General features: G+C 66.0%; 13 protein-coding genes and 3 pseudogenes. 8 read left to right on the top strand and 8 right to left on the bottom strand.

Annotation, left to right across the window (positions count from 1 at the left end; genetic code table 11):
- Window positions 1–192: 192 nt before the first annotated feature.
- Window positions 193–474 (top strand): hypothetical protein, encoded by a 282-nt coding sequence (locus OUO20_RS14930; protein WP_223992807.1) that lies wholly within the window; start codon window positions 193–195, stop codon window positions 472–474.
- Window positions 475–646: 172 nt separating this feature from the next.
- On the opposite strand, the pseudogene OUO20_RS14925 reads toward OUO20_RS14930, so the two are convergent.
- Window positions 647–1,218, bottom strand: a pseudogene (locus OUO20_RS14925) (GNAT family N-acetyltransferase).
- Between the two features lie 70 nt (window positions 1,219–1,288).
- On the opposite strand from OUO20_RS14925, the gene OUO20_RS14920 reads away from it, so the two are divergent.
- The gene (locus tag OUO20_RS14920) at window positions 1,289–2,770 is read left to right on the top strand and encodes an MFS transporter (RefSeq protein ID WP_268002055.1); all 1,482 of its coding nucleotides are present in this window, start codon (window positions 1,289–1,291) and stop codon (window positions 2,768–2,770) included.
- Here the strand turns inward: OUO20_RS14920 and bcp are convergent.
- The 7 genes and pseudogenes from bcp to OUO20_RS14885 form a co-directional block, all read right to left on the bottom strand.
- Window positions 2,748–3,227 (bottom strand): thioredoxin-dependent thiol peroxidase, encoded by a 480-nt coding sequence (gene bcp, locus OUO20_RS14915; RefSeq protein ID WP_018771759.1) that lies wholly within the window; start codon window positions 3,225–3,227, stop codon window positions 2,748–2,750. The two genes, OUO20_RS14920 and bcp, sit on opposite strands and share 23 nt — an antisense overlap.
- Window positions 3,228–3,308: 81 nt before the next feature.
- The gene (locus OUO20_RS14910; protein ID WP_223992806.1) at window positions 3,309–3,953 is read right to left on the bottom strand and encodes a winged helix-turn-helix domain-containing protein; all 645 of its coding nucleotides are present in this window, start codon (window positions 3,951–3,953) and stop codon (window positions 3,309–3,311) included.
- A 9-nt stretch (window positions 3,954–3,962) separates the two neighbouring features.
- Window positions 3,963–5,305 (bottom strand): annotated as a pseudogene (allB, locus tag OUO20_RS14905) (allantoinase AllB).
- Entirely contained in the window at window positions 5,298–6,491 is a 1,194-nt protein-coding gene (locus OUO20_RS14900; RefSeq protein WP_018771756.1) for a glycerate kinase, read from the bottom strand. Before OUO20_RS14900 ends, allB begins: the two are co-directional and overlap by 8 nt.
- 2 nt (window positions 6,492–6,493) lie before the next feature.
- The gene (gene gcl, locus OUO20_RS14895) at window positions 6,494–8,284 is read right to left on the bottom strand and encodes a glyoxylate carboligase (protein ID WP_268002054.1); all 1,791 of its coding nucleotides are present in this window, start codon (window positions 8,282–8,284) and stop codon (window positions 6,494–6,496) included.
- A 166-nt stretch (window positions 8,285–8,450) separates the two neighbouring features.
- Window positions 8,451–9,404 (bottom strand): 2-hydroxy-3-oxopropionate reductase, encoded by a 954-nt coding sequence (locus OUO20_RS14890; RefSeq protein ID WP_268760781.1) that lies wholly within the window; start codon window positions 9,402–9,404, stop codon window positions 8,451–8,453.
- A gap of 37 nt (window positions 9,405–9,441) precedes the next feature.
- On the bottom strand, window positions 9,442–10,242 hold the full coding sequence (locus OUO20_RS14885; protein ID WP_268002053.1) for a hydroxypyruvate isomerase family protein: 801 nt from the start codon (window positions 10,240–10,242) through the stop codon (window positions 9,442–9,444).
- Between the two features lie 189 nt (window positions 10,243–10,431).
- Here OUO20_RS14885 and OUO20_RS14880 point away from each other — a divergent pair, with 189 nt between their 5' ends.
- The 6 genes and pseudogenes from OUO20_RS14880 to OUO20_RS14855 all read left to right on the top strand — a co-directional run bounded on the left by OUO20_RS14880 (window position 10,432) and on the right by OUO20_RS14855 (window position 17,408).
- A complete protein-coding gene (locus tag OUO20_RS14880) occupies window positions 10,432–11,304 on the top strand; it encodes a hypothetical protein (protein WP_268002052.1) in 873 nt (290 codons plus the stop codon).
- Between the two features lie 182 nt (window positions 11,305–11,486).
- Window positions 11,487–12,770: an ABC transporter substrate-binding protein gene (locus tag OUO20_RS14875; protein ID WP_018771752.1), complete on the top strand. Its 1,284-nt coding sequence runs from the start codon at window positions 11,487–11,489 to the stop codon at window positions 12,768–12,770.
- Between the two features lie 66 nt (window positions 12,771–12,836).
- Window positions 12,837–13,724 (top strand): carbohydrate ABC transporter permease, encoded by an 888-nt coding sequence (locus OUO20_RS14870; RefSeq protein ID WP_268002051.1) that lies wholly within the window; start codon window positions 12,837–12,839, stop codon window positions 13,722–13,724.
- Window positions 13,724–14,674, top strand: coding sequence for a carbohydrate ABC transporter permease (locus tag OUO20_RS14865; protein WP_268002050.1), 951 nt, complete (start codon window positions 13,724–13,726; stop codon window positions 14,672–14,674). Before OUO20_RS14870 ends, OUO20_RS14865 begins: the two co-directional genes overlap by 1 nt.
- A 68-nt stretch (window positions 14,675–14,742) precedes the next feature.
- On the top strand, window positions 14,743–15,786 hold the full coding sequence (locus OUO20_RS14860) for a LacI family DNA-binding transcriptional regulator (RefSeq protein ID WP_018771749.1): 1,044 nt from the start codon (window positions 14,743–14,745) through the stop codon (window positions 15,784–15,786).
- A 39-nt stretch (window positions 15,787–15,825) separates the two neighbouring features.
- Window positions 15,826–17,408, top strand: a pseudogene (locus OUO20_RS14855) (glycoside hydrolase family 32 protein).
- The last annotated feature ends 10 nt before the right edge of the window (window positions 17,409–17,418 follow it).

The raw sequence follows: 17,418 nt of genomic DNA, 5'->3' as shown, positions 1-17,418 counted from the left end.
TTCCGGTGACTTCGCTGACAGAAACGTTGTATGCGGTCCCCTCAGCAGATCTTGCGGAAATCTTGGCATCTGCTTGCCGGGACGTTGAGGAACGGACGTCACACTCGAAGGAACGCAGCAGCGTGCAGGCGGAAAAGCCCGACGACGGGCCACGCGGCGGGCTGCATGGTTTGCGGAGAGCGGGGAAGCAGCATGGAACAAGTCAAAAAGAGGGGAGCGGACAAGGCCAAGGCATTGCTTCGCCTCTATTTCCACTCACGAAAAGTGCGGGCAGCGGCCAGGGAACTGGAGAACGCGCTGGCCGAATCGCGGGAAGTTTCCAGCTGGCCCGGAGACCGGCTCCCCGTGGGGGAGGAGATGTCCCGGCACGTGGAGAAACTGACCCGCCGGCTCAAGCTCGAGACCGAGGCGCACCACAGGCTGGGAATCCTTTTCAAGACTGCGGGTGGAGGGCATTCCGTAGCGGCGCTCTAGGTGCCACACTTAGCAGCAATCGATTGGCTGGGGATAGTCAGGAGATTGCTGTGAGTTTGTTTGTCGGTTGGTCGTACCTGATGGCTGGACTCATGACCATGGACGCGATGCTGCTGGCGCTGTGGGCCATGGAAGTCGATTGGCGAAAGTACTGGCACCGGAAGTAGCGCAGTTATTCCAGTTGCAGCCGCATCAGCACCCGGGGAAGCCGTTGAGCACCGAGGTGGTGTCCGCAGCCTTGGTGAAGCCAGTATCCTCGAACAGCTTCCGGGTGCCCACGTAGGCCATGGTGAGGTCCACTTTGCGGCCGTTGTTGTCCACCGGATAACCCTCGATGGCCGGGGCCCCATAGGAGCGGGCCATCTCCACGGCGCCTGCCAGCAGAACGTGCGAGATGCCTTTGCCGCGGTGGCCGGGACGGACGCGCAGGCACCACACCGACCACACGTCCTGGTTGTCCACATGCGGGATCTTCCTGTTGCGGGCAAAGGCCGTGTCCGCCCGCGGATGGACCGCTGCCCACCCAACGGGTTCGCCGCCGTCGTACGCCACAATGCCGGGCGGGGGATCCTGGGCCACCAACTGGCGGACCAGCTCCCCGCGTTCCCCGCCACGGAGGGAGACGTTCTGGCGGGACGGGATGCGGTAGCTCAGGCACCAGCAGACGGTGGCATCCGGCCGTTTGGGCCCCACCAGTATCTTCACGTCCTCGAAAATTGTTGCCGGACGAACCTCGATCGCCATGGAACTATCCTGACACCCACGCGCGAAACAGGGGGACCAAAAGGCGGGCGCCGTCACTACACTGGGACGCATGACCGAGCAGGACCCGGGCAGGGCGGCTGCGGATTCCGACTCCACCGGCACCTTCCTGCGGAGCCCGGCAGAGCGCTCCCGCACCTTCACCGGCATCCTGGTGAACACAGCCCTGGCCAACATCACCACCAGCTATTTGTGGTTCGCGCTGACTTTTTGGTTGTACCTGGAGACGCGGAACGTGATTGCCACCGGGGTGGTGGGCGGCGCGTACATGCTGCTGATTGCCCTCTCCAGCATCAGCTTCGGCACCTTCGTGGACCGCTGCCGCAAGCTGGCCGTGATGCGCTTCGCTGCCTGCTTCACGCTGGTCATGTTCGTGCTGTCCGGGGTGATGTTCCTGCTGGTGCCTGCCGCGTCACTGCTGGACCTGGGGCAGGCATGGTTCTGGATCTTCACTCTGGTCATCCTGGTCGGCGCCGTGGTGGAGAACCTGCGGAACATTGCCCTGTCCACCACCGTCACCATCCTGATCGAACCGGAGCGCCGTGCCAATGCCAACGGGCTGGTGGGGATGGTGCAGGGGCTGATGTTCATTGTCACCTCCCTGCTGTCCGGATTGTCCGTCGGTCTGCTGGGCATGGGCTGGACCATCGCCGTCGCGCTGGTGCTCACGGCGCTGGCCTTCGCCCACCTGCTGACCCTGCGGATGCCCGAGGAGGTGCGGCCCGCGGCAACAGACGCCCGCGGCGGGTTCGACCTGAGGGGCTCGATCGCGGCAGTGCTGGCCATTTCGGGGCTGTTCGCGCTGATCCTGTTCTCCACGTTCAACAACTTCATCGGCGGCGTGTACATGGCGCTGATGGATCCGTACGGGCTGGAAATGTTCTCAGTGCAGATGTGGGGTGCTGTCTTTGCGGTCGGATCCACCGGGTTCATCATCGGCGGCGCCTTGATCGGCAAGTTCGGGCTCGGCGCCAACCCCCTGCGCACCCTGCTGGTTGCGGTGGCGGCCATGGGAGTGCTGGGTGCGGTCTTCACGCTGCGGGAGTGGGCGTGGCTCTACATCCTGGGGATCTGGCTGTACCTGGTGCTGGTCCCGTTCGTGGAGGCGGCCGAGCAGACCGTCATCCAACGGGTGGTGCCGTTGGAGCGGCAGGGGCGCGTTTTTGGCTTCGCCATGGCATTCGAGTCCGCTGCCGCACCGGTCACCGCGTTCGTCATCGCGCCCATTGCCCAGTTTTGGATCATCCCGTACGCACGGTCAGCGGAAGGTGCAGCCCGACTGGACCCGCTGCTTGGCGGGGGCACCTCCCGCGGAATCGCCCTGGTTTTCCTGGTGGCCGGCATCATCATGATCGCGGCCGCCCTGCTGGCCTTCCTGACTCCCGTTTACCGCCGGGTTTCGGCTTCGTATGCCCACGTGGCGGCGGAGGCGAAGGCAGGTGGAACGCCCGGACGCTCCCGCAGCACGTGCGGAAGCGTCCGGGAAAACCCGCAGCAGGTGATGGATCGTCCTAGACGCCCAGGGCCTCCTTGAGGCGGGCGACGTGGCCGTCGGCCTGCACCTGGTACTGGGCCAGGGTGACTTTGCCTTCGGGGTCCACCACAACGGTGGAGCGGACAATGCCTTCGTGGATTTCGCCCTTGACCAGCTTCTCGCCCCAGGCGCCATAGGCCAGGGCAACGGCATGGTCGGGGTCCGAGAGCAGGGGGAAGGTCAGGGAGAAGTCGCCGCTGAAGCCGGCCAGGGCTTCCTGGGCATCCGGGGAAACCCCGATGACTTCGTAGCCCTTGCCCTGGAGGGAGGCGAGGCTGTCGCGGAAGTCGCAGGCCTCGGTGGTGCAGCCGGGGGTGGCGGCCTTCGGGTAGAAGTAGACAATGACGTTCTTGCCACGGTAATCGGCCAAGGAGGTCTCCCGGCCCTGGGCGTCCCGGAGGGTGAATTCAGGAGCCGGGGTGCCGGGCTGAAGCTTGGTGGTCAGGGTGGGGCTCATGGCGTTCCTTTGTAAGACTCGGTCAGTGATGGCCAAACATCAAGTGAAGCGGGTTGCCGCTTACTGATACAAACCAGCGCGTCATATGCAGTATTCCGCCGGTCCACGAACTGCAGCGTGCGGACCCGGCACAAACTGGTACCCGCCGCCGCGGACAGTTGCCACGGCATGGCGGGCGTTGCCCAGTTTCTTGCGGATCCTGCCCACGTAGACGTCGATGGAGCGTGCCGTGGCGCCGGGGAAATCGAGGGACTCCAGGAACTCCTGCAGTTCCTCGCGGCCCACCGTCCGTGACAGGTGGGTCACCAGGTAGCGCAGCACTTTGTATTCGACGCCGGTCAGGGCCACGGGCCTGCCGTCCAGCAGGACGGTGTCGGCGGCGAGGTCCACGGCGACCCGGCTGACGGGGCCGGCCGACGGCGGCAGGCGGGTGCCGCCGTCGTCATCAGTTGCGCCGGGGTTCTCCGCCGCGGAGGGAACCGGAGAGGAGTCGGCTGCGGCTCCTTCCGCGGCGGACGTGGGGGCTCCGGCGGCAGGCCAATGGACTTCCGCCTCCGGAGCAGTTTCGAGGGCCCTTGCCAGGACCATTTGGGCGGCGTGGCGCAGGAGTTCCGGGCTGGTTCCTTCGGCCGGAACCACCCACACGGCGAGACCGCGGGCGGCGGCCTTGCGTGAAGGAAATCCCGGCCGCGCCCCCGCCCCCGGATAGTGCGCTTCCACTGCCATGGCGTCTCCCTAGACGCCGCCGCGGCGGATCAGCCTGCCCGTGGGGGTCTGGCCGTCCACTACGGCGCCGCGGAGGAAGGTCTTGCGCACCACGCCGGACAGGGCTTTGCCGTCGTACGGGGTGATGGGGTTCTTGTGCTTGAGCTTGGACACGTCCACCACGAAGGCCTCGTCGGGCGCAAAGACGGCGAAGTCGGCGTCGTAGCCCAGCGCCAGCTGGCCCTTGTTGGTGAGGCGGGCCAGTCCGGCGGGCTTCTCCGCCATCCAGGACACCACCTGTTCCAGCGGGATGCCGCGGTGCCGAGCCTCGGTCCAGATCAGGGACAGGCCCAGCTGCAGCGAGGAGACGCCGCCCCAGGCCACGGCGAAGTCCCCGTTTTCCAGATCCTTCAGGTCCAGCGTGGAGGGGAGTGGTCCGAGACGATGCAGTCGATGGTGCCGTCCAGGAGGCCCTGCCACAGCAGCTCCCGGTTGGAGGCCTCCCGGATGGGTGGGCAGCACTTGTAGGCGGTGGCACCGTCCGGGATCTCTTCCGCCATCAGGGTCAGGTAGTGCGGGCACGTCTCCACGGTGAGCTTGACGCCGTCGCGCTTTGCGCTGGCGATCATGGGCAGCGCGTCCGACGACGACAGGTGCAGGATGTGCGCACGCGCACCGGTCCAGCGGGCCCGTTCGATGACCTCGGCGATGGCCTTGTTCTCGGCGCCACGGGGGCGGGAGGCAAGGAACGTGGAGTAGTGGTCGCCGCCGGGGTGCGGGGCGCGGTCAATCGCGTGCGAGTCCTCGGCGTGGACGATCATGAGGGAGTCGAAGGACTTGAGCTCGGCCATGTCCTCCTCCATCTCGTCCGCGTCCAGGTGCGGGAACTCGTCCACGCCGGAGTGCAGGAGGAAGCACTTGAAGCCGAAGACGCCCTCATCATGCAGGGGGCGCAGATCGGCCTTGTTGCCGGGGATGGCACCGCCCCAGAACCCGACGTCGATGAACGCCTGGTCTTCGGCCACCTCGCGCTTGAGCTTGAGGTTTTCCACCGTGGTGGTGGGCGGAACGGAGTTCAGGGGCATGTCGATGATGGTGGTCACGCCGCCCGCTGCCGCGGCCCGGGTGGCAGAGGCGAAGCCCTCCCACTCGGTGCGGCCGGGCTCGTTGACGTGGACGTGGGTGTCCACCAGGCCCGGGAGCAGCGTCTCGTCGTCGGCGAGGTCGATGATCTCGGCGCCGGCCAGGCCGTTGCCGAGCGGTTCGAGGGCCACGATCTTGCCGTTGCGGACGCCCACCTCGCGTGGCGCGATGCCGGCGGTGGTCAGGATGCGCCGGCCCCGGATGACGAGGTCGAAACGTTCTTCAGACACGGAGGTCCTCCTTGGTACTTGCGGCGGCAGGCCTGTTGGCTGCCAGCCCCGCACTGATTTGGGTGCCCAGCTGCTCCAGCAGCGGCCCTGCCTCTGCTATGCACCTGTTTACATCGGTTTCGAGCGCCGTCAAAGCGTAAACATCCTCGAATCCTGCGGCCGCTGCCTGGCCCTGGTCCAGGGTGGTCCGGCCGCAGACGGCGATGACCGGAACGCCCTGCGCCGCAGCAGCCCGGGCAACACCCATGGGGGTCTTGCCCAGCAGGCTTTGCTCATCCAGGCTGCCTTCGCCGGTGATCACCAGGTCGGCGCCGGCCAGCCGCTGCTCCAGTTCCGTGAATTCAAGGACGACGTCGATCCCCGGCCGCCGCGTGGCGGCCAGGACGGCGATGGCGGCGTAGCCCACGCCGCCGGCTGCCCCGGCTCCGGGAGCCTCGGCAGCCTTGACGGCGCGGAATCCGATTTCCCTGGCCAGGACTTCGACAAACCTGGCCAGGGCGGCGTCGAGCATGCCGACGTCCTGTTGTGTGGCTCCCTTTTGCGGGCCGAAAACCGCCGGGGCGCCCTGGGCGCCCAGCAGCGGGTTGTCGACGTCGGATGCCAGCACAAAGCGGGTGTCCACCAGCCGGGGCTCGAAATCGGTGAAGTCGATGCTGTGCAGGTTTGCCAGCGCAGCCCCGCCCGGTGGAAGTTCGTTGTTCCTGCTGTCCAGGAACCTGGCACCAAGCCCCTGCAGGAGCCCCGCGCCGCCGTCGGTGTTGGCGCTGCCGCCCACGCCCAGGATGATCCGCCGGCAGCCGGCGTCCAGGGCGGCCCTGATGAGCTGGCCCGTGCCCAGGCTGGTGGCTGTGGTGGCGTCAGCCGAGCCCGGCCTGCCGCCGTTCCGGACGCCCGGCATCAGCGCGAGCCCGGATGCCGTGGCCATCTCGATGACGGCTTCGTGCCCGCGGACGGCGAAGTCCGCATCCACGGGCTGCCCGCTGGGACCGGTGACCGTTGCGCTCCGGCGGGTGAAGCCGGAGCCGACGGCGGCGTCGAGGGTGCCCTCGCCGCCGTCGGCCACCGGAATCCGGACCACGTCAAGGTTCCCGCCGGCCCCGCGCTGCAGGCCCCGCTCCAGGTGGCTGCAGACCTCCGGCGCGGACAGCGAACCCTTGAACTTGTCCGGGGCGATAACCACGCGCATGGTTATGCCTGCAGGGCCAGGATGGCGGTGGGTGCGTCTGCGGCAGTCTCGGCCAGGGGCTCGAACTCGTTGACGGCGTTGATTTCCACGCCCATGGAGATGTTGGTGACCTTTTCCAGGATCACTTCCACCACCACGGGAACCTGGAACTCGCCCATGAGCGCCTTGGCCTTGTCGAACGCGGCGGCGAGGTCGTTGGGGTCCTCCACACGGACGGCCTTGCAGCCCAGGCCCTCGGCCACCTTGAGGTGGTCAACGCCGTAGCCGCGGGTGTCCTCGGACAGGTGTGCGCTGTTGATGTTCTCGAACGCCAGGGACACGTTCTGCTCCATGTTGAACCCGCGCTGGGACTGGCGGATCAGGCCCAGGTAGGAGTTGTTCACCACCACGTGGATGTAGGGGAGGTTGAACTGGGCGCCCACGGCCAGTTCCTCGATCATGAACTGGAAGTCGTAGTCTCCGGAGAGGGCCACCACGGTCTCATCCGGCTTGCCGCGGACCACGCCAAGCGCTGCCGGGGCGGTCCAGCCCAGCGGGCCTGCCTGGCCGGCGTTGATCCATTTGCGGGGACCGAACACGTGCAGCATCTGGGCCCCGGCGATCTGCGACAGGCCGATGGTGGACACGTAGATGGTGTCGCGGCCGAAGGACTTGTTCATCTCCTCGTACACGCGCTGCGGCTTGATGGGGATGTTCTCGAAGTGCGTCTTGCGGTGCAGGGAGGCTTTGCGGTCCTGGCACTCGGCAACCCAGGCGCTGTAGTCCGGCAGGGACCCTGCCGCCTTGCGCTCCCGGGCGAGCTCAACCAGCCCTGCCAGCGCCGCGCCGGCGTCGGACGCGATGCCCAGGTCGGGGGAGAACACGCGGCCGATCTGGGTGGGCTCGATGTCGATGTGCACGAACTTGCGGCCGGCGGTGTAGGTTTCCAGGCCGCCGGTGTGGCGGTTGGCCCAGCGGTTGCCAATGCCGATCACGAAGTCGCTGTGCAGGTAGTTCTCGTTGCCATAGCGGTGGCTGGTCTGCAGGCCCACCATGCCGGCCATCAGGCGGTGGTCGTCCGGGATGGTGCCCCAGCCCATCAGGGTGGGAATGACCGGAATGTTGAGGGTTTCGGCCAGCTCCACCAGCTGCGCGGAGGCGCCGGCGTTGATGATGCCGCCGCCGGCCACGATCAGCGGGTGCTTGGCCGCGGTCAGCATGTCCAGGGCCTTTTCCAGCTGCTTGCGTGAGGCCTTGGGCTTTTCAACGGGCAGGGGCTCGTAGGCGTCGATGTCGAACTCGATCTCCGCCAGCTGCACGTCGATGGGCAGGTCCAGGAGAACCGGGCCGGGGCGGCCGGAGCGCATCAGCTGGAAGGCCTTCTGGAAGGCGCCCGGAACCTGGCCCGGCTCCAGGACGGTCATGGCCATCTTGGTCACGGGCTTGGCGATGGACTCGATGTCCACGGCCTGGAAGTCTTCCTTGTGCAGCTTGGCAACCGGGGCCTGGCCGGTGATGCAGAGCATGGGGATGGAGTCTGCCCAGGCGGCGTAGAGGCCGGTGATCATGTCGGTGCCGGCAGGGCCGGAGGTGCCGATGCAGATGCCGATGTTGCCGTCCTTGGCGCGGCTGAAGCCGTCGGCCATGTGGCTGGCGCCTTCAACGTGGCGGGCCAGGGTGTGGCGGATGCCGCCGTGGGCGCGCATTGCGGAATAGAAGGGGTTGATCGCGGCGCCTGGCAGGCCGAACGCCTCGATGGCGCCTTCCTTTTCCAGGATGGCCACCGCTGCATCAACGGTACGCATCTTGCTCATGGGGTGCTCCTTGAAAGCTTGGGAAGTCTGTTTTTAGGTGTGCTGAAGGAAGGCCCGGCGGTCGCGGGGCACTTTGGGAGTGTCGGCGTCGTAAATTACGACGGCGGCCGGCGTGTCCGTGTCAATGTGCCCCGTTTTCGGGGCGGCCGGCTGGGCTGCGTGAGGGTTACTTGCGGCCGCTGAGCTGGAGGACCTGCTTGAAGAGTCCGGAGTGGTCCAGTGCGCCGTCACCCTGGCTGACGGTGGCGGCGACGAGTTGGGCGACGACGGCGCCGAGCGGGATGGCCACGTTGGCTTCGCGGGCGGCGGAGGTGACGATGCCCAGGTCCTTGTGGTGCAGGGCCAGGCGGAAGCCGGGATCGAAGTTGCGGTCCAGCATCTTCTGACCCTTCTGCTCCAGGACCTTGGAACCGGCCAGGCCGCCGCCGAGGACCTTGAGGGCGGCGCCGGTGTCCACGCCGTAGGCCTCGAGGAAGGCGATGGCCTCGCCGAGGACTTCGATGTTGACCGCAACGATGAGCTGGTTGGCTGCCTTGACGGTCTGGCCGGATCCGGAGGGGCCCACGTGGACGATGGTTTTGCCGACGGCATTCAGGACGTCCTGGGCGTCGTCAAAGTCAGCCTTGTCCCCGCCCACCATGATGGAAAGGACGGCGTCGATGGCGCCCTGTTCGCCGCCGGAAACCGGGGCGTCGAGGGGGCGGATGCCTGCTTCCCTGGCGTCTGCCGCGAGGCGGACGGCGACGTCGGGGCGAATGCTGGAGGCGTCGATCCAGAGGGCGCCCTGCTTGGCGTTGGCGAAGACACCATCCTTGCCGCTGACGACGCCCTCGACGTCGGGGGAGTCCGGCACCATGGTGATGACGACGTCGGCATCCTTGACGGCGCCCGCGATGCTGGTGGCGCCCTTGCCGCCTTCGGAGACCAGCTTGTCGATCTTGTCCTGGCTGCGGTTGAAGCCGGTGACGGTGTGGCCGGCCTTGACCAGGTTGATGGCCATTGGCAGGCCCATGATTCCGAGTCCGATGACTGCAACGTTGCTCATGATGGTTCTCTTTCCTGAAAAGTCTGTTCGTGGTTTCCCAACTGACTCGCATTTGTTGTCGTTTTGAACGCTCATAACGACAACTACTGCGAGTTAGTTGGGCGGGTGGGGACTACTTGGCGATGCGTTCGCGGATGGCCCAGCTGAAGGCCGTCTCCTGCGGTTCCTTGTACTCGAGGCCGATGTAGCCCTCGTAGCCGAGTTTGCGGCTGCGGGCGATCCATTCGCCGAGCGGGAGGGTGCCGGTGCCGGGGGCGCCGCGGCCGGGGTTGTCGGCGATCTGGATGTGGCCGAAGTCCTTGGCGTGGTTTTCGATCACGGCCGGGACGTCGTCGCCGTTGACGGCCAGGTGGTAGAAGTCGGCGAGGAGCTTGATGTTGCCGGCGCCGGCCTCGGCCTTGACGCGGGCAATGACCCTGAGTGCGTCGTCGGCGGTGAGGAGCGGGTACCTGGGTGCGCCGCTGACCGGTTCCAGGAGGACGGTGCCGCCGATGCGGGCAACCCCTTCTGCCGCTGCCGCCAGGTTCCTGACAGCCAGTTCGTCCTGTTCTTCAGGGGCGAATTCGTCCTGCCTGTTGCCGTAGAGGGCGTTGAAGGCCTTGCAGCCCAGGCGCCCGCCGATGCCGGCAACAACGTCCACGTTGTCCTTGAACTCCGAGCAGCGTCCCTTCCATGAGACCAGGCCCCGGTCGCCGCCGGGCATGTTGCCGGCGTTGAAGTTCAGCCCGGTGAGCTGGACGCCGGCGTCCGTGATGGCGTTCTCGAACTTGGTGATCTCGCTGTCCGCCGGAACGGAGGTCTCGAAAGGCCACCAGAACTCGACGGCGTCAAAGCCGGCTGCCTTTGCCGCGGCAGGGCGCTCGAGCAGGGGAAGCTCCGTGAGGAGGATGGAGCAGTTCACTGTGTACGTCATCGTAGGTCCTTCCGAGGAGGGGCTTTGATCTATCTTCCCTTGCTTCCGGCTCCCTTGCGGTTTCCGCTTCGTGGAATTTAGATTCTGCTTTATGAAAAGTGTAGGGAAGGTGGGGTGGGGTAGTCAAGGGGAGCCGGGGGAAGGAGACTGGTATGAGGTAAGCCCGCTCAACAGGAATGGACTCGAGCGATGACCACCGGTGCCCGCCTGCGTCTCCTGGCCTGGCTCGTTGCCCTGGCCGGATTCCTTGCGGCCTGTGTTCCCGTGGCGGGCCTGCAGGAGGCAACCACGGCTCCCGCTCCGGCTTCGGCCTCCGCGGAGACCGGCCTGCCGGGGGACGCTGCGGGTGGTGCGGCCCTTACTGCCCCGCCGGCTTCCAGTGATCCGGCGGCTCCGGTCCAGGCTTCCGGCCCCACCTCGGAGCCTTCGCCGGCGCCGGCACCCGTCCTTGCCCCGGTGCCGCAGCCGTTCGCCCTGAACCTCTACCGGGAGGGTGACTTCGTTCCGCAGTACACCTTTGACTGGTGCGTTGCCGCGAGCATCCAGATGGCGCACAACCTTATTGACGATACGGGCGGGGGCACCTGGGCTGACCGTGCGCAGCAGAATGAACTGTGGGAGATGGCGCGCGCCCGTTCCTCTGATTCGTTCAACGGTGCCAACCCCTTTGGCTGGGCCCAGGTGCTCACCGAATCGGGAATGGGACCGTACCGGGTGGTAAGCATTCCCGACTATCCGGAAGCGGTGAGGACGGCGGCCCGGGCCATTACCGACACGGGCCGGCCGGTGGGACTGGTCATGTGGAGCGGCAGGCACGCCTGGGTGATGAGCGGGTTCGAATCCCTCGGCGACCCCCGGCAATTCTCCGACTTCGCCGTGACCGGCATCCGCGTCCTGGATCCGCTGTACCCGTACGGCAGTGGACAGTGGGGCCCGTCGCCTGTTCCCAACAGCCTGCTGACCCCCGAGGAGCTGGCCACCCAGTTCGTGGTGCGGGAGCCACGCCGCTGGAGCAGCGGGCTCCCCGCCGGCTATCTCCTGGTGCTGCCAGTCACTGCCTGAACCTGCAGGCGGCTTCCCGGGACTTCTTTCTTGGGACTTCTTTCCCCGGAGGGTTCTTCCGCTGTGACACTTGACACCTTTCCCTGCTGAAACCTAAAGTAGGTGCCAAGTCGTTTTGGCAAAACGATTTTTCACCCCGATAGTCTCTCCGTTTCCGTTCAAGAGAAAGTGAGTCGACAGCGATGTCCACTCGTAAAAACATCAACAGGCTCGCCACCATCGGCGGTATCTGCACCGTCGTCGCCCTGGCTGCCTCCGGGTGCGGCGCAGGGGGCCCGGCATCATCGTCCGGGAGCGCCGGCACCAGCACCGTAAACGTCCTGGTGGAAGCCGGCGGCCACGCCGAGCTGACGGGCGTCGCGGAACAATGCAAGAAGGAAACCGGCGTCGACGTCAACTTCGTCGAACTGCCCTACGACGGCATGTTCAACCGTCTCTCCAGCGAATTTTCCTCCGGCACCGTCTCCTTCGACGTCGCCGCCCTGGACTCCGTCTGGCTGCCCAGCTTCAAGGACGCCGTCCAGCCCATTGACGAACTCTTTACCGATGAGGCAAAGAAGGACATCTTCCCGGCGTTGGTCAAGGAAGCCAACGTGGACGGCCATTTCATCGGGATGCCCGCCTGGACCAACGCGGAAATCATCCTGTACCGCAAGGATCTGTTCGAGGACGCCAAGAACAAGGCTGACTTCCAGGCCAAGTACGGCTACGGGCTCGCCGCCCCTACAACATGGAAGCAGTACCAGGACATTTCCGCGTTCTTCACCAAGGACGGCATGTACGGAACCGACGTCAAGGGCGGTGTGGAAACCGAATGGCTTGCCCACGTCCTGCAGGCCGGCTCGCCCATGGTCCTGGATGCGAACAACAAGGTGGTCATCGACAACGCCGCCCACAAGGAAGCCCTGGACTTCTACACCAGCCTCGTCAAGGACGCGCCCTCGGGTGCCGCACAGGTTGACTGGGCTGCCGCGCAGAACCTGTTCAACCAGGGCAAGACGGCCATGACCCGTTTCTGGGCCCACGCTTACCGCCAGATCCCCAAGGACTCGGCAGTGGCCGGCAAGGTTGGTGCTGCACCCATGATCGCCGGTTCAGCCGGCGTCGGCGGCGTGCCAGGCCCCTGGTACCTGTCCGTACCGAAAGCCACCAAGAACGCGGACGCCGCCAAGAAGTTCGTCAAGTGCGCCTACGACTACAACGACAAGGGCATCGAGTCGAATCTTGGCCTGGCCGCACGCATCTCCGCCTTCGAGAAATACCAGGACAAGCCAGGCTATGAGAGCTTCAAGCCCCTGATCCAGACCCTCAACGGCAAGGCCACGGCCACGCGCCCCGCTACCGAAAAGTGGCAGCAGATCGTGGACACCGTGCTGGTGCCCATGCTCCAGAAGGCTGTCGCCGGCGGTGACTCCGCAACTCTCCTCGCCGATGCCAAAAAGCAGATCGAGGACCTCCTTAAGTAAGACCCCCGCGGCCGGCGCCTGACTCACCGGCGCCGGCCGCGGCCCCAACCAGCGGAAGAGAAAACCGTGCGTATCTCCGATCGCCGCTTCGCATTGTTCCTGATGACACCAGCGGCGCTGTTCCTGGCAGTTTTTGTGGCCTTTCCGCTGTTCCGCCTGGTGGCGGACAGCTTCTTCAAGATTTCCCCGATTGCCGGCGGCCCCCGCGAGTTCGTAGGCCTGGACAACTACGTCAGGGCCTTCGCCTCGGAGGCCTTCACCGGCGCAGGGTGGCGGACACTTGCCTACACCCTGGTGGTGGTCACGCTGGAATTCGCGCTGGGCCTGGGCATGGCGCTGCTGTTCACCATGCTGGGCAAGAGCTCCCAGATCTGGCGGACCGTCTTCATGTATCCGCTGATGATCGCCCCCATCGTGGCCGGCCTGCTGTGGAAATTCCTGATGATCGACAACTTCGGCCTGATCGGAACCCTCCTGCACCAGGCGGGGATCCTGTCCGACCCCAACCAGATCGGCTGGCTGTCGGACCCGGGCATCGTGCTCTACTCGGTGGCCGTCCCTGACATCTGGCTGACCACATCGTTCATGTGCCTGGTGCTCTTCGCAGGCCTGCAAAACATCCCCGGTGACCTGATCGAGGCAGCACGGCTGGACGGTGCACGCGCACCGGCACTGCTGTTCCGGATCATCCTGCCCCTGCTGCGGCCGGTCATCGCCGTCGCCCTGGTGGTCCGCGGCATCGACGCAGCCCGCGCCTTTGACACCATCCTCATCCAAACCAATGGCGGCCCGCAGTCCGCGTCGGAAACCATGAGCCTGCTGATTTACCGGACCATGATCCGGTTCGGAGACCCCGGGCTGGCAAGCGCCATGGGCACCCTCTACCTGCTGGCCATGCTTGCCGTCGCCTTCGTGGCGGTATCCACCATTTGGCGGCCAGGGAAGGACAACTGATGAGAACCGCAGAAAGAGTCAGGCACGACGGCGGGGCCACGGCCATGGCGCCCGGGGCACCTTCGGCGCCGGTCGCCGCAGGCAAGGAACGCAAGCGCAGCGGTGTGAACCGGGAAGGCCTGGAAGCAGGCCGGCGGGGCACCCGTACCCTGCTGTGGGTCCTCCTGGCGGCAGCGATGGTGCTGTACGGGTTCCCGTTCCTGTACCTGCTGTTCACGTCCTTTAAGACGCCGATCGACACCATCGCGGTGCCGCCCACCATCCTTCCCCGGGAGTGGACGCTGGAGAACTACGCCAATGCGCTGGGCCGCAGCGGCGTGCCGGCGTCGTTCATCAACAGCATCCAGACGGCCATCATCAGTACCGTGCTTTCGCTGGTGCTGGCGGTGCCGGCGGCATACGGCATCACCCGGTACAAGACCCTCAGCGGCCGGATCTTCATCATGGCCGCGCTGGTGACCCGGATGGTGCCGCCGGTGGCCATCGGAATCCCGCTGGCGTCCATGATGGCCTCAATGGGGTTGGCCGACACTCCCATTGCCCTGTCCATCGCCCACACCACCATTTCCTTGCCGCTCTCGATCTGGCTCATGTCCAGCTTCTTCGAAGCGGTGCCGAAGGACCTGGAGGAAGCGGCCACCGTGGACGGGTGCAGCCGGCTGGGAGCCCTGTGGCGCGTGGTGATCCCGGTGGTGTCCGGCGGCATCGCGGTCACAGCCATCTTCGCCTTCCTGGCCTCCTGGAACGAGTTCCTGTTCGCGCTACTGATGACGGCCATCCGCTCCCAGACAACGCCCGTGGTGATCGCGAACTTCCAGACGCAGTTTGGCCTGGACTGGGGATCCATGACGGCCCTCGCCGCCGTGTATTCCATCCCCGTCATCCTCCTCACGCTGCTCCTGCAGCGCAGGATCGTGGCGGGCATGACCCTCGGCGCCGTCAAGGGCTAGATCACCAGCAACGAGTAGCCTACTGGTAGCCCCAGGGGCATCACTGACCATAAGGACGTGGGAGACAGATGAGCAACAAGAACATCGGCATCAAGGACGTGGCCGTGGCCGCCGGCGTGTCCGTCACCACCGTCTCCCATGTCCTCAATGACGTCTCATACGCCAGGGTGAGTCCGGAAACCCGGAACAAGGTGCGGTCCGCCGCCGAGCAGTTGGGGTACGGGCCAAACCGCCTGGCCCAGGCGCTGCGCACGCAGAGGACCGGCATGCTGGGCCTGGTCAGCGAGGATATCGCCACCACGCCGCACGCCGGGCGGATCATCCTCGGCGCCGACGAGGCCGCCAAAGCACGCGGGTACAACCTGATGATCATCAACACCTCCGGCTCGGCCAGCCTGGAGTCCCGGGAGGCCGACGTCGAGGCCCTCCTGGACCGCCGGGTGGACGGAATCCTCTACGCCACCATGTACCACCGCAACGTGGAACTGCCACCCAACCTCGGCAGCGTGCCCTCCGTGCTGGTGGACTCCGTGGCCACCGGCGGAAACATCACCGCAGTGATCCCGGATGAGGAAGGTGGTGCCCGCGCGGCCGTGACCGCGCTCCTCGAAGCGGGCCACACCCGGGTGGGATTCATCAACAACACTGACGACGTCCCCGCGACCCGTCAGCGGCTCCGGGCCTTCCGGGCCACGCTGACGGAAGCAGGGCTCGACGGCGACGCGGCACCTGTCGAGTCCGAGGTTTCCGAGGTGCATGGCGGCTATGAAGCGGCCCGGCGCATCCTGGCAGGCGCCCACCGGCCGACGGGCCTGTTCTGCTACAACGACCGGATGGCCATGGGCGCCTATCGCGCCGCTGCCGAACTGGGCCTGTCCATCCCGGCCGACCTTTCGATTGTCGGCTTCGATGACCAGGAACTGATCGCCGCCAACCTTTATCCGGGCCTCACCACCGTGGCCCTGCCGCACTACGAGATGGGTGCCTGGGCCACCGAGCACCTGATCGACGCCGTCGAGGGGAAGACGGACCTTTCCCTCATGGCCCTTCACCCGACCATCCTGAGTTGCCCCCTGGTGCGCCGCGACTCCATCGCGGCGCCCCGCCAGTAGGCAGCCAGCTCCTTCCACTTCCCAAGGGGAACACCAGACATGTCCAGTTGCCTTGATGCCGCCCGCCCGGAAACAGCTCCGGCAGAAATCTCCAGGTTCCGGCCTGCCATCCACTTCACGGCAAGGGATACCTGGCTGAACGATCCCAACGGCCTGGTGTTCCACGACGGCCTGTACCACCTCTTCTACCAAAACAACCCCTATGGCAGCGTCTGGGGCAACATGTCCTGGGGCCACGCCACCTCCCGTGACCTGCTGCACTGGACGGAACACCCGGTGGCGATTGCGTGCGACGAGACAGAGGACATCTTCTCCGGCAGCGTCGTGGTGGACCGCGGCAACACGGCCGGCTTCGGCACGGCGGACGCACCCGCCCTGGTGGCCATCTACACGAGCGCCTACAAAGCCGCGTCAGAACTGAACGGCACGCAGGCCCAGTCCCTCGCGTACAGCACCGACGGCGGCATGACGTGGCAGAAATACGACGGAAACCCTGTCCTCACCAGGAATTCGGCGAACTTCAGGGATCCCAAAGTGTTCCGCTACCAAGGGGAGCTGGGCGCGTACTGGGTCATGGTCGCGGTCGAAGCGCATCACCAGCAGGTGGTCTTCTACCGTTCGGATGACCTCAAGTCGTGGGATTTCCTGAGTGATTTCGGCCCGGCCAACGCCGATGCCGGTGACTGGGAGTGCCCCGATCTTTTCCCCTCGCAGTGGACGGGGACCCGGCCAACACCAAATGGGTCCTGATCGTCAACGTCAACCCCGGCGCAGTGGCTGGGGGATCCGGCGGCCAGTACTTCGTGGGCCAGTTCGACGGCGCCCGGTTCGTTCCGGACGCAGGTTCCCTCGTGGCTCCGGTCGGGCTGCGTACCGTCCCGGACCCCTCGGAGGCTTCGGCCGCGCTGCGGCAGTGCCTGTGGCTTGACTGGGGACGCGACTGCTACGCCGCCGTATCCTTCACCGACGCCCCGGATGACCGGCGCATCATCATCGGCTGGATGAACAACTGGGACTACGCCAACGAACTGCCCACAGCCCCATGGCGCTCCTCCATGACCCTGGCCCGCGAACTGCGTCTCACCGCAGTCGATGGCTGCGCCCGCCTGGTCCAACAGCCGGTCCTGCCGCAACCCGGCACAGGGGGAGCACTGCCCGCCGCAGGGGAGCACCTGACCGTGGAAACGGTTGAGCTACGGAACGAAGCCCTCCGCCTGCCGGACCCCGTACCCGGCAGTGCCCAGGTCATCGAGGCTGACATACTGCCCGGCACGGCGGACCGGATCGGGTTCCAATTCTTCGGAAACAGCGACGGCACCGCCGGCGCCATCCTCAGTTACGACCCAGCAACTGCCCAACTCATCCTTGACCGCAGGCAGTCGGGAAACACTGGCTTTCACGGGAAATTCGCTTCGGTTGAGTCCGCGCCGGTCCACCTTGAAAACGGTGTCCTGAAGCTGCTGATTGTCGTGGACCACTGCTCGGTCGAAGTCTTCGCCCAGGGCGGCAGGACGGTCCTGACCGATCTCATCTTCCCAGGCCCCGGCAACACGGAGAACCGGCTGACGGTCGACGGAGGCCCGGCAACAATACTCAAGCTCGCCGTCAGTGAACTTGCTTAACGGTTCGCCC

Origin of the sequence: Arthrobacter sp. FX8, assembly GCF_026723805.1 — a bacterium.
GTDB lineage: Bacteria > Actinomycetota > Actinomycetes > Actinomycetales > Micrococcaceae > Arthrobacter.
Note: the sequence above shows the minus strand (reverse complement) of the source record. Positions and strands in the feature narration are given on the sequence as shown.

Coding starts and splice junctions, on each gene's coding strand:
- OUO20_RS14930 (WP_223992807.1), top strand. CDS start 193: ATGGAACAAGTCAAAAAGAGGGGAGCGGACAAGGCCAAGGCATTGCTT.
- OUO20_RS14920 (WP_268002055.1), top strand. CDS start 1,289: ATGACCGAGCAGGACCCGGGCAGGGCGGCTGCGGATTCCGACTCCACC.
- bcp (WP_018771759.1), bottom strand. CDS start 3,227: ATGAGCCCCACCCTGACCACCAAGCTTCAGCCCGGCACCCCGGCTCCT.
- OUO20_RS14910 (WP_223992806.1), bottom strand. CDS start 3,953: ATGGCAGTGGAAGCGCACTATCCGGGGGCGGGGGCGCGGCCGGGATTT.
- OUO20_RS14900 (WP_018771756.1), bottom strand. CDS start 6,491: ATGCGCGTGGTTATCGCCCCGGACAAGTTCAAGGGTTCGCTGTCCGCG.
- gcl (WP_268002054.1), bottom strand. CDS start 8,284: ATGAGCAAGATGCGTACCGTTGATGCAGCGGTGGCCATCCTGGAAAAG.
- OUO20_RS14890 (WP_268760781.1), bottom strand. CDS start 9,404: ATGAGCGTTCAAAACGACAACAAATGCGAGTCAGTTGGGAAACCACGA.
- OUO20_RS14885 (WP_268002053.1), bottom strand. CDS start 10,242: ATGACGTACACAGTGAACTGCTCCATCCTCCTCACGGAGCTTCCCCTG.
- OUO20_RS14880 (WP_268002052.1), top strand. CDS start 10,432: ATGACCACCGGTGCCCGCCTGCGTCTCCTGGCCTGGCTCGTTGCCCTG.
- OUO20_RS14875 (WP_018771752.1), top strand. CDS start 11,487: ATGTCCACTCGTAAAAACATCAACAGGCTCGCCACCATCGGCGGTATC.
- OUO20_RS14865 (WP_268002050.1), top strand. CDS start 13,724: ATGAGAACCGCAGAAAGAGTCAGGCACGACGGCGGGGCCACGGCCATG.
- OUO20_RS14860 (WP_018771749.1), top strand. CDS start 14,743: ATGAGCAACAAGAACATCGGCATCAAGGACGTGGCCGTGGCCGCCGGC.